An 11,971-nucleotide genomic window follows, 5' to 3' on the forward strand; every position below is an offset into this window, starting at 1 on the left:
ACTATCCACAACAATTATTATATACAGCTGTTCCCTACAGCCGGCATGGGCCGTGACACCAATTCTCGCGGACGGGTCGGACGCCGGTCGTACCTTCGCGCCGTCGGTGCGGGCGCGACGGCGGCGGGGCTGGCCGGCTGCGTGGGCAACCTCACCGGCGGCGGGAGCGGCGAGCCCGGAGGACAGGTCGACGACACCGCGAACCCGACGGGGTCGTACGAGGGCGTCGAACTCAACTTCGCTACGAGTTCCAACTACATCGACGCCTGGAACGACCTGGCCTCGCAGTTCTCCGAGCAGTCGGGCATCGAGGTGGAGGTGACCTCCTACGCGCAAAGCGAGATGCTGACACAGCTTCTCAACCAGTTCCGCGCGCAGGAGGCGTCGTTCGACGCGTTCATCAGCGACGTGATCTGGACCGGGTCGTTCATGCAACCCGGGTTCGCCGAGGACCTCGGGCCGTACTTCGACTCGCCGCTCGCGAACGCCGACTACGACTACGACGACCACCTGACCGTCTTCGCCGAGAACTACGGCCAGTGGAACGGCACCCGCTACGGCCTGCCGTGGTACGGCGACGTGATGAAACTCTCCGTCCGCAAGGACGTACTGGAGGAACACGCCGACGCCTACGAGAGCGAACACGACGAGTCGATCATGCCCGAGATGTTCGGCGGCTACGAGAGCTACGCCAAGTACAACCGGGTCGCGCAGTTCATGCACGACCAGGGGTGGGACATGGGGCTGGAGGGCCAGCGCGGGTGGAACATCGTCTACTACTACCCCAACCGGTTCGCCGCCGAGACGGGCGAGGCGTCGATGCTCGACGACGACGGCAACTCGCGTCTGGACGCGGAGGGGGCGACCACCGCGCTCCAACACTACATCGACCAGGTGGAGTGGGCGCGCAACCCGCTGTCGACGGGGTACACCCAGAGCCGCGACCAGTTCCTCGACGGCAACACCTGGGCGGTCGAGCAGTGGGGCACCGCGACCGCACAGTTCATCGACGAGTGGGGCTGGGAGGAGGGCGTCCGCGTCTCGCTCACCCCCGGCGGCTACCCCAACCTCGGCGGGTGGGGCGTCCTGCTCAACACCTACTCGAACCAGGAGGTGAAGGACGCCGCCTTCCTGTTCGCCCAGTGGGCCACCTCGAAGGAGATGGACAAGTACGCGTTCACCGAACACGGCGTCACGCCCACCCGGCGGTCGTCGTTCACCGACGAGATCAAAGAGGAGTACCCCCAGGCGCGCTATCAGGACCCCGAGGAGAACCCCGGGATCGAACAGCTCTCGCTCCGGCCGCGCAACCCCAGCTACCAGGAACTCGGCGACACGATGCAGGTGCAGATCAGCGACGCGCTCTCGGGGAACACCGGCGCCGCCGAGACGATGCAGTCGATCCACGACGAGTGGGAGAGCATCATGAGCGAGAACGAATGACCCCGGGCGCGACCGACCGACCCGGCTCCGCACCCGGACCGGTTCCGAGCGACCCGGGACCGACGCCGGTCGGGGCGACGGGATGAGCGTGCTCGAGGCGGTGACCGACTCGTCCGCCGTCCGCGCGCGACTCGACGACGACCGCACCATCGCGTGGCTGTTCGTCGCGCCCGCGCTCGTCCTCCTGGGGCTGGTCGCCATCTACCCGTTCGCGATGATGATCTACAACAGCCTGTTCGACTTCACGCAGGCCGGGCGGATGGACGAGTTCGTCGGCCTCGCCAACTACGTCCGGGTGCTCACCGACGGCCGGTTCACCAGCGGCGCGGTGTTCACCGTCGGGTTCGTCCTGGTCGTGGTGACCGCGGAGTTCCTGCTCGGGCTGGGGATGTCGCTGCTGATCTACAGCGAGTTCGTGAAGCGCCGCCAGATCTGGGTGGTGCTCAGCCTCCCGCCGATGATGCTCAGCCCGGTCGTCACCGGGCTGACGTGGCGGATGCTCCTCACCCCCGAGTACGGGATGGTCAACCACCTGCTGGGGATCGAGGTGGCGTGGCTCGCCTCCCGGCCGTGGTCGGCGGTCGCCGTCGTCGTCGCCGACGTGTGGATGTGGACGCCGCTGTTCGTGTTGGTGTTCACCGCGACGATCCAGTCGATCCCGGCCGTCTACTACGAGGCCGCCCGCGTCGACGGGATGAGCCGGTGGCAGCAGTTCAAGTGGGTCACGCTACCGCAGATGCGGACCGCGATCGCGATCGTGCTCCTCCTGCGGGTGGTGCGCGCGTTCAAGGTGTTCCCCAAGATCCAGGTGCTCACGCTCGGCGGGCCGGGGTCGTACACCGAGTCGATCGCGATGGTGACGTACAACTACGGCTTCCGTTTCTTCGACTTGGGGCGGGCGAACGCCGCGGGCGTCCTCTACTGGCTGTTGATGTTCGTCGCGGCCTACCTGATCTTCAGGTCCGTCGCCGAGGACCTGATCTCCCCCGGGGGTGAGGGCTGATGGCGGTCGACCTGGAGGGCGCGTCGAACTACTCGCGGCTGTTGACCCGCGGTGCGGTCGGGGTCGTACTCGCGCTCTGGCTGGCGTGGATCTGGGGTCCGCTCGTGTGGGACTTCTTCACCGGCCTGTCGGCGAACCCCCAGACGACGCCGCCGACGCTGCTCCCCGACGAGTTCACCTTCGAGCACTACCGGAACGTGGTCGTCGAGGAGGGGATGCCGGTGTACATCCGCAACAGCGTGGTCGTCACCGCAGTCGCCACCGGCGTCTCGGTGGTGGTGGGCGCGCTCGCGGCGTACGCGCTGACCCGCTACGACCCCGGCGACGGCCAGGTCAGCTTCTTCATCCTCAGCATGCGGTTCCTCCCGCCGATCGCGGTGGCGATCCCGATCTACATGATGTTCGTCGGGGTCGGGTGGATCAACACCTGGCGCGTGCTGATCATCGCGTACCTCCCGATCGGCATCCCCATCTCGACGTGGATCATGCTGATCTTCTTCCAGCGGATCCCGATGGAGTTGGAGGAGGCCAGCCGGGTCGACGGCTGGTCGCGGATACAGACGTGGCGCCGGGTGGTGCTCCCGCTCGCGGCACCGGGTATCTCCAGCGCCGCCATCCTGACGGCGATCCTGATGTGGAACGAGTACGTCCTGGCGCTGGTGCTCACCACCACGCAGAGCGCACAGACGATCCCCATCTACCTCGCGGGGTTCGTGACGACGCGCGGCATCCTCTGGGGCCGGATGGGTGCGGCGACGATCATCGCCATCACGCCGATCGTGATCCTGGCGTTCCTCGCTCAGGAGCGATTGGTCGCCGGCTTCACACTGGAGTGAGCTACCCATGGTAGAAACCGAACTCGACGACCTGCGCAAGGAGTACGGCGACGTCGTCGCGGCCGACGACGTGACACTGACGCTGCACGACGGGGAGTTCCTCGTCCTGCTCGGTCCCAGCGGCTGCGGCAAGAGCACCACCCTGCGGATGCTCGCGGGGCTCGAACCGCCGACGAGCGGTGCGGTCCTCGTCGACGGCGAGGACGTCACCGACCAGGGACCCAACCGGCGCGACTTCGCGATGGTGTTCCAGCAGGTGGCGCTGTACCCCCACATGAGCGTCCGCGACAACATCTCCTCGCCGCTGCGCGCCGCCGGCGTCGACCCGGGCGAACGCGACGACCGGGTCGAGCGCACCGCCGCGATGCTCGACATCGCCGACCTGCTCGACCGCACGCCGGGGGAACTGTCGGGCGGCCAGCAACAGCGGGTCGCCATCGGGCGCGCGCTGGTGCGGGAACCCCGAGCGTTCCTGCTCGACGAGCCGTTCTCGAAACTCGACCAGAAGCTCCGGATCCAGCTCCAGAAGGAGCTCAAACGCCTCCAAGACCAGACCGGCGTGACCACGGTGTTCGTCACCCACGACCAGGAGGAGGCGATGGTGCTCGCCGACCGTATCGCGGTGATGGACGACGGCAAACTCCAGCAGGTCGACACGCCCGAGACGCTCTACCGCTTCCCCACCAACGAGTTCGTCGCGGACTTCATCGGCAACCCGACGATGAACTTCTTCGACGTCTCGGTCACGGGCCGGGAGGTGGTCGTCGACGGCGCGCGCTACGAGTTCCCCGCGGGCACCGCCGACGCGGACGCCGACCTCTCGACCGTCCGGCGCCTCGCCGCGCGCCCCGAGGACATCGTCCCCGTGTCGGCCGACGACGACGGCGACGGCCGACTGCACGCGACGGTCGAACTCGTGGAGATGCGCGGGTCGACCACCTACCTCGTGGTCGACCACGCGGGCGAGGAACTCACGATCCTCCAGCCGCCGGGCGAGCGGTTCGTCGAGGGGGACGAGGTGGCGCTCACCCTCCGGCTCGACCGCGTCTCGCTGTTCGACGAACGGGGCGAACTCGTCAGACACGTCGACGCCGACCCCGTCGCGGCCAACGCCGAACGGCGGTAGCTCGGACCGCCGCCTCGATTCGACCGGACACGGGCCGCCCAGCCCCGCTCCGGATCCGCCCGCGGCGTCGCGGCACGCCCTGATGACGGCGGCGGGGACGCCCGCGGTTCTCGACGCGACGTGATGGTCCCGCGCTCACGACCCGAAGGCTCCGGCTGGAGCCCCGACGCCGCTCCGGTGTGGCCATCCCATCCGTCGAAATCACGGTTCGATACAGCGCTTTGCGGTTTATCGACTGGGTGGATCCGTGCGGCGAGAGCGGCGCGGACCGGGGCGAAGCGCCGGTGGACGCCGGGAGACGGTCCACGGGTCGCCGCGGGGAACGCGAAACCGGGAAATGTCCACGCCGCGTACCCGCCGGCGATGACCGACGACGACGAACCCGACATGGACGCGCTCGAAGCCGCGCTGAGCGGCGCGTCGCTCGACGTGGAAGCCGACGACGGGGGGGAGCGATCGGAGGGGGTGTTCCTGGTGACGCACGCCGACGAGGGGTCGGCGGTGGTCCGGAACGTCGACTCCGGGCAGGTCCACACGCTGTCGACCAACCCCGGCGTCGAGGAGGGCGACGCCGTCGAGGGTGTCGTCGCGCCCGACCCGCCGATGAACGTCTCCTGGCAACTCGTCGAGATCGACGACCGCCGGTCGGTCCCGATCGAGCGGAGTTCCGAGTCGCCCACCCGGCAGTCGCTCGATATCGCCGCCGACCAGCCGACGGGCGAACTCGCCCGGCGCGAACGCGCCGGCGAGGGGGAGATCCACGTGTTGACCGTCCCCGAGGCGGACACCGAACGGGCGGTCGAGGACGTCGTCTCCGACGACGTGACCCGGGCGCGCGCACTCCGGATGGGCGTCGACCGGGTCGAGGTTCGGTCGGCGCCCGGCGTGGTCGTCGTCCGCTACATGCCCTAACTCGCGGCTCGTCGGTTCTACTCCGGGAGCCTCCCCGCCCAGCCGCGCCGCCGAAACGGGTCGCGCCGCGTGCGGGATAAACCGGATACGGCGATACTAACTCCGGCTCGCGGACCCGGTGTCCGGTGGGATCCGCTCGGCCGACCGACGGACCGGCCCCGACGAGGGTCGCCGCCGCGACCGAGTGGGGTCCGACGCCGGTCAGTCGTCCGGGTTCTCGCGGACGTCGGTCACGACCTCCGTCCGCGAGCGGTCGATGTCGATGTCGCGTTCGGTCAGGTCCTGCATGCGGTCGGCGAACTCCTCGGACTGGAGCAGTTCGTACTCCTCGTCGAGTCCGAGATACAGCGTGTAACACATCACGACGAGTACGACCGCGAACGGGAACCCGGTCGCGATGGCCGCGGTCTGGAGCGCGTTCAGGCTGGCGCTCCCGCCGCTGTACAGCAGCACCGCCGCGACGCCGCCCTCGGTGACCGCCCAGAACACCCGCTGCCTGCGTGGGACGCGCTCCTTGCCGCCCGACGTGAGGTGGTCGACCACGAGCGACCCCGAGTCCGAGGAGGTGACGAAGAACGTCACCACGAGCGTGACCGCGAGCAGCCCCGACACCGCACCGAACGGGAACTGCTCGAGCAGCGCGAACATCGCCACCGTCTGGCCCACCTCCTGGTAGGTGGCGAGCACCGCGCCGTCGCCCATCAGCGAGTTCGACAGCGCGCTCCCGCCGAAGACGGCGAGCCACAGCGTCGAGAACAGCGACGGCAACACGAGCACCCCGACGACGAACTCGCGGACGGTCCGCCCGCGGGAGATGCGCGCGACGAACATGCCGACGAACGGCGACCACGCGATCCACCACGCCCAGTAGAACACCGTCCACGCCGACACCGTGGCGCGGCCGTCGCCGAGCGCGCCCGTGAAAAAGGACAGCGTGAGAAACTCGCCGAGGTACACGCCGAGTCCCTGAACCCACGTCCGGAGGACGAACACGGTCGGGCCGACCAGCAGGAGGAAGCCCAGAAGCGCCGTCATCAGGTAGAGGTTGAGCCGGCTCAGCCGCTCGATCCCGCCGTCGAGACCCGCGGCGACCGACAGGGTCGCGACCCCCGTGATGATCGCGATCAGCGCGATCCGCGGCAGCATCCCCGTCGGGACGGCGACGAGACCGAGCACGTCGCCGAGAACGTACGAGAGGCCGGTGTTGATCTGCGCGACGCCGAGACCCAGCGAGGTGGCGAGGCCGAACAGCGTCGCGAACACGGAGACGAGGTCGATCAGGTGGCCCGGCCAGCCGTAGATGCGCTCGCCGAGTAGCGGCCAGAACACTGACCGGAACGTCAACGGCAGTCCGCGGTTGAACGAGAAGAAGGCGAGGCTCAGCCCGACGAGACCGTAGATGGCCCACGGGTGAAAGCCCCAGTGGAAGAACGTCTGGGTCATGGCCGCGACGCCCGCCTCGCCCGTGCCGGCCTCGGCGCCGAAGAAGCCGGGAACGTCCGAGAAGTAGTACAGCGGCTCGGAGACGCTGTAGAACATGAGTCCGATCCCCATGCCGGCGCTGAACAGCATCGCCATCCACGAGCGGTCGCCGAACTCCTTCTCCGCCTCGACGCCGCCGAGTCTCACCTCGCCGTACTTGCTGACCGCGAAGAACGCGAGCGCGAGGATGAACACGTTCACCGCGAGCAGGTAGAACCAGCCGAAGTTCGTCTCGAAGAACGCCCGGACGGCGCCGTACGCGTCGGCGGCCGTCGTCGGACCCCACCCGGTCGTCACCCCGACGAGTGAGCCGAGGTCGGCGGCGAGCGACGCGACGTGTCCGAAGAACACCGTCAGGACGACGAACAGACCGACCAGCGCCAGCGCGGCCGGGAAGACGACCGGGTGGACGTCGAACCCAAACCGCCGGACGTTCGTGTCGCCCGGTTCGCGGTCGATGTCGGGGTGGAAGAGGTCCGACTGGACGTCGCCGGCCGGGTCGTCACGCTCCGACATGCACCGTCCCCGGGGTCGGCCGTCCGGTCCCGCCGTACGCGTTCATACTCGCTCCGGTCGCCGGGACGGCGCTCGGTCGGTCATCCGTCGGAACGCCGTGGCTCGACGCGGGTGAATCCGGCGGAATCGACCGCCCACGCCGCGGCGAGCGCTCCCGAACTGCCGTCTCGCGACCGGCGTCCGACGCGGTCGGCAGCGACCCGAGGGAACGTCCGACCGCCGGCGCGTCCCGACGGTCGACGGGAGCCGACAGCGGCGCGGAACCCGGACGGGGCGGCTCCGGAGGGGACAGTTTCGGGTCGAGGAGTGGAAAGTACTTACCTCCGGCCCCGCCAGTCGGCGGCGTGACCCGCCCTCCGACCCGCCGCGCGGTGCTCCGCGCCGGCGCCGGCGCGTGTTCGCTCGCGCCGTCGACCGCCGGCTGTCTCGGCCTCTCCGCTTCCGACGACTCCCCTCGCTACCGACTGTCGACCCGGCGGATCGGCCCGTCGCTCGCCCCCCGGTTCGACTGGGACGCCGACGACGCCGACCCGTTCGCCCGCGACCTCGCCGACCGAATCGTCGACCGCGGGGAGGTCGCCACCGCCGGCTTCAGCCTCGACGGCGTCGGTACGCACAACCCCCGCTACGTCGAACGCGACGGCGCCTACTACGAGGTGGCCGTCGCGGAGGCCGGCACGGTGACGCGGACGCGGTGGCTGCTCTGGTTCGACCGGGTCGACGCCGACCCGCCGGCCGGCGCCGAGGTGTACGTGTCGAGTCTCGGGCTGGGCGACCCGACCAGGCTCGACGCCGCGTACGGTCTCTCGGAGGCGGACGTGCGCGCCGTCGAGGACGCCGAGGGTCGCATCGCCACCGAGTCCGGGTTCCTCGACGTGGCGGACCGCCCGCCCGAGCGCCGGGGACACCTGTTCGTGCGCCGGTCGGCCGACGGGACCGACCTCGTACCCGACCCGCCGTTCGACTACGCCACCTTCGAGTCGGGCGACGGGACGGTGTACGCCCGAGCGGTCGTAGAGGAGGTGTCGGTCGACCTGACACGGTACGTCCACACCGCGACCCCGGTGGCGGAGTCGGCAGACGCCTACGAGCGCCACCTCCGCGAGACGTACCTCCGGACGGCGTTCGACGACGTCTCCGACGCACAGCGGTCGGTCCTCGACGCGGCGACGGGCGGCGGCGAGTACGAGGAGACCGCGCCGCTATCCGACGGGTTCGCGGCCGTCCTCGAACGGTTGGGGGTGGACGACACCCGGACGCCGGAGCCACGGAGGGTCGAGTTCTCCGAGCACGTCTACTTCGCGTACGAGGGGACGTACTACGAGGGCCAGTTGGAGATATTCGGGTAGCCGGGTGCAGGCGCCGCCGGTGTCGACTCGCTCGCGTCGACGACCGGCGGTCCGGCCGCGCTCGCGTTCGGCGGCCCCGCCCCGCCTCCCGCCGTCACTCGGGGGCGGCCTCGCTCTGGACCGCCCACCCGCTCTCGACGTCCTCGCGCCGTTCGACCAGTTCGAGTTCGGTGTCCTCGCCGACCCGGTCGCCGCCCTCCAGCGACTCCACCCGGACCGTGAACCGCGGCGAGTTGCCACAACAGCCCACGTCGACGAACTCGTCGCGTTCGTGCCCGACGCCCGCGCCCGCGAACGCGCGCCCGAGGTACGTCCGATACCGGTCGGCGAGCACCTGCTCGCGGCTCCACCCGCCGAGAGCGTCCGGGTACGACAGCGTCGCCCGGTCGGCGGTCCGCCCCTCGCCGGCCGCGTCGTCCGCCTCGTTCGTCTCGCTGCTCATGGCTCCCGCTTGACCCGCCAGCTACATGCGCGTGTCGCCCGCGCGCACTCGCCGCGCCCGACCGGCCGGGGGTCTCACTCGCCGCCGTCCGTCGCGTCGCCGCTCGTCCCGTCGTCGTCGCCGCCGCCGTCCGCGGCGTCACGCCCGTCCCGTCGTCGTCGCCGCCGCCGTCCGCGGCGTCACGCCCGTCCGTGCGCTCGCGCATCGGGTTCGCGTACGCGGAGCACCACTCGCTCGCCCGCCGGGAACGGTTCGGCGGCGCGGCGGTCGTCCGCATCCGTGCATCCCCTCCGGATACGGACATAAGAAGGCTTATTCGGTGGGCGGGGGGACGGGCGTGCATGGCTCGTTTCGAGGTACCGGAGGTCGATTACACCCGGTACACGAACCGGCAACTGGCGGCGGTGCCGCTCGCCGTGCTCGCGGTGGCGCTGGTCGTCATCGCCGGCTTCTACGTCGCCACCGGGTCGCCGGTCGACCCGGGGGTCGACTTCGCGGGGGGGACCGAACTGCGTGTCGCGGTCGACGCACCCGACCAGCAGGCGCGCGCACAGATGCAGTCGGCGTTCGACGCGGCGCCCGACAGCATCCAGTCCGTACAGGGGAGCGACGTGTACGTCGTCACGTTCGAACAGACCGCGGTGTCGGCGTCGGACCTGAGACAGCAGGCGACCGACGCCGGCTTCGAGGTGCGGTCGATCGACACCACGTCGGCCAGTTTCGGGGGGGACAACCAACAGCTCGCGCTGCTGGGCGTGGTGGCGGCGTTCCTCGGGATGGCGGTGTTGGTGTTCGCCATGTTCCGGTCGTTCGTCCCCTCCATCGCGGTGGTCATCTCCGCGTTCTCCGACATCGTGATCCCGGTCGCGCTGATGAACCTCCTCGGGATCGAACTCTCACTCGGGACGGTCGCCGCCCTCCTGATGCTGATCGGCTACTCCGTCGACTCGGACATCCTGCTCAACAACAGCATCCTCCGGCGGTCGGGTGACTTCTACGAGTCGACCTACCGCGCGATGCGGACCGGCGTGACGATGACGCTCACCTCGCTGGCCGCGATGGCGGTGATGGCTATCGCCGCCACGCTGTTGGGCATCGACCTGCTCGCGAGCATCGGGATCATCCTGGTGTTCGGGCTGGCGACCGACCTGATGAACACGTACATGCTCAACTTGAGCCTGCTCCGCTGGTACGTGTTCGAGGGGGTGGCGCGATGAGCACGCTCCGCGACAACTGGCGGGTCGGCCTGCTGGTCGTGGTGCTTTTGCTGTCGACGGTGTTCCTGTTCGCGCCCGGGTTCGCGGGCGGGGCCGAGACGCCGGCCGCGCCCGCCAACGGGACGGCGGGCAACGCGACCGACGGCTCGCTGACCAACCTGAAGTACGGGCTCCAGCTGTCGGGCGGGACCCGCATCCGCGCGCCGCTGGTGGGCGTCACCGCCGAGGGCGTCGAGTTCGGCAACGCCACGCCCGCGCAGGTCGAGCGGACCGTCGCGGGCGAGATAACGGGGGTCGGCGCGACCGACCTGATCGCGCGCCGGACCACCCAGACGACCGGCACGGTCGAACTCGTCACGGAGAACGCCTCCCAGGACACGCTGACCGCGGCGCTCGACGCCGCGGGCTACTCCTACGAGACGGTCGGCGACGGCGTGACGGAGGCGACCCTAGAGGAGACGGTGAACGTGCTCCAGTCGAAGATCAACGAGGCGGGGCTGTCGGGCGGCGACGTCCAGACGGTGACGACCGCCGGCGGGCAGACGTTCGTCCGGGTGCAGGTGCCCAACCAGGACCGCAGCGACGTGCTCGACCTGGTGAACTCCCGCGGGACCGTCCAGGTGCTCGCGTACCACCCCGTCGAGCGGAACGGGTCGACCACCTACGTCAACACGACCGTCCTGACCCAGAGCGACTTCCAGCGGATCGGCAGCGCACAGCAGGGGTCGCCCTCGACCGGCGGTCGGCCGTTCGTGCAGGTTGCGGTCCGCCAGGAGCGCGCCACCGAGGTCCAGCAGACGCTGATCGACACGGGGGTCGCCCGGACCGGCGGGACGACGTGTACCTTCCAGGCCAACCCCAACGGGACGCAGCCGTGTCTCCTGTTGGTCCGCGACGGCCGGGTCGTCAACTCGTTCGGGATGGGGAGCGACCTCGCCGCCCCGATGCAGTCGGGCGAGTGGGCCGAGGACCCGACGTTCATCCTGCTGACGACCAACTTCTCGGACGCCCAGCAGGTCGCGGTCGACCTGCGCGCGGGGGCGCTGCCGGCCCAACTCGACGTCGGCCCGAACGGCTCGGGGAGTTCGTCGTACATCTCGCCCGCGCAGGGTGAGGACTTCAAACGCGACTCGCTGATCATCGGGCTGCTCGCGGTGCTGACGGTCAGCGTCGTGGTGTTCTTCCGCTACGGCGAGGTGGAGGTCGCCGCACCGATGGTGGTGACCGCGATGGCCGAGGTGTACGCCCTACTCGGGTTCGCGGCGCTGATACAGTACCCGCTCGACCTGTCGGTGATCGCGGGGTTCATCGCGGTGATCGGGACCGGGGTGGACGACCTGGTGATCATCGCCGACGAGGTGATGAGCGAGGGCGAGGTCAACAGCCGGCGCGTCTTCCAGTCCAGATTCAGGAAGGCGTTCTGGGTGATCGGCGCCGCCGCCGCGACCACGATCATCGCGATGTCGCCGCTGGCGGTGTTGTCGCTCGGCGACCTCCAAGGGTTCGCCATCTTCACCATCCTCGGCGTGTTGGTCGGCGTGCTCGTCACCCGGCCGGCGTACGGCGACATCCTCCGGTCGCTGCTGACCGGTCGCTGAGCGCGCCACGCCCGCGCCGCCGGCGACGTTCTTTTCATCCGCGACGC

The 11,971-nt window shown here is 69.8% G+C and carries 10 protein-coding genes; 8 read left to right on the plus strand and 2 right to left on the minus strand.

Annotated features, from left to right (window positions below):
- Nucleotides 1-45: 45 nt before the first annotated feature.
- The 5 genes from K933_RS14680 to K933_RS14700 all read left to right on the plus strand — a co-directional run bounded on the left by K933_RS14680 (nt 46) and on the right by K933_RS14700 (nt 5,320).
- Complete coding sequence (locus K933_RS14680; protein WP_049947900.1) at nt 46-1,443, plus strand: extracellular solute-binding protein; 1,398 nt, start codon at nt 46-48, stop codon at nt 1,441-1,443.
- 82 nt (nt 1,444-1,525) lie between these two features.
- The gene (locus K933_RS14685; RefSeq protein ID WP_023395534.1) at nt 1,526-2,446 is read left to right on the plus strand and encodes a carbohydrate ABC transporter permease; all 921 of its coding nucleotides are present in this window, start codon (nt 1,526-1,528) and stop codon (nt 2,444-2,446) included.
- On the plus strand, nt 2,446-3,282 hold the full coding sequence (locus tag K933_RS14690) for a carbohydrate ABC transporter permease (protein WP_023395535.1): 837 nt from the start codon (nt 2,446-2,448) through the stop codon (nt 3,280-3,282). Before K933_RS14685 ends, K933_RS14690 begins: the two co-directional genes overlap by 1 nt.
- A 7-nt stretch (nt 3,283-3,289) precedes the next feature.
- A complete protein-coding gene (locus tag K933_RS14695; protein WP_023395536.1) occupies nt 3,290-4,408 on the plus strand; it encodes an ABC transporter ATP-binding protein in 1,119 nt (372 codons plus the stop codon).
- 363 nt (nt 4,409-4,771) lie between these two features.
- On the plus strand, nt 4,772-5,320 hold the full coding sequence (locus K933_RS14700) for a DUF5812 family protein (RefSeq protein ID WP_023395537.1): 549 nt from the start codon (nt 4,772-4,774) through the stop codon (nt 5,318-5,320).
- A 201-nt stretch (nt 5,321-5,521) separates the two neighbouring features.
- Here K933_RS14700 and K933_RS14705 read toward each other — a convergent pair whose 3' ends face one another.
- Complete coding sequence (locus K933_RS14705) at nt 5,522-7,318, minus strand: BCCT family transporter (protein ID WP_023395538.1); 1,797 nt, start codon at nt 7,316-7,318, stop codon at nt 5,522-5,524.
- A 344-nt stretch (nt 7,319-7,662) separates the two neighbouring features.
- Between K933_RS14705 and K933_RS14710 the strand changes: the two genes are divergently transcribed.
- Entirely contained in the window at nt 7,663-8,667 is a 1,005-nt protein-coding gene (locus tag K933_RS14710; RefSeq protein ID WP_049947901.1) for a hypothetical protein, read from the plus strand.
- Between the two features lie 94 nt (nt 8,668-8,761).
- On the opposite strand, the gene K933_RS14715 is transcribed toward K933_RS14710, so the two are convergent.
- Nucleotides 8,762-9,109 carry a hypothetical protein gene (locus K933_RS14715; RefSeq protein ID WP_023395540.1) on the minus strand — a complete coding sequence of 116 codons (348 nt, stop codon included), beginning with the start codon at nt 9,107-9,109 and terminating at the stop codon, nt 8,762-8,764.
- A gap of 341 nt (nt 9,110-9,450) precedes the next feature.
- Between K933_RS14715 and secF the strand changes: the two genes are divergently transcribed.
- Nucleotides 9,451-10,326, plus strand: coding sequence for a protein translocase subunit SecF (gene secF / locus K933_RS14720; RefSeq protein WP_023395541.1), 876 nt, complete (start codon nt 9,451-9,453; stop codon nt 10,324-10,326).
- Entirely contained in the window at nt 10,323-11,924 is a 1,602-nt protein-coding gene (locus tag K933_RS14725; RefSeq protein WP_023395542.1) for a preprotein translocase subunit SecD, read from the plus strand. Before secF ends, K933_RS14725 begins: the two co-directional genes overlap by 4 nt.
- The last annotated feature ends 47 nt before the right edge of the window (nt 11,925-11,971 follow it).

It is taken from the genome of Candidatus Halobonum tyrrellensis G22, assembly GCF_000495475.1.
Taxonomy (GTDB): Archaea; Halobacteriota; Halobacteria; order Halobacteriales; family Haloferacaceae; genus Halobonum; species Halobonum tyrrellense.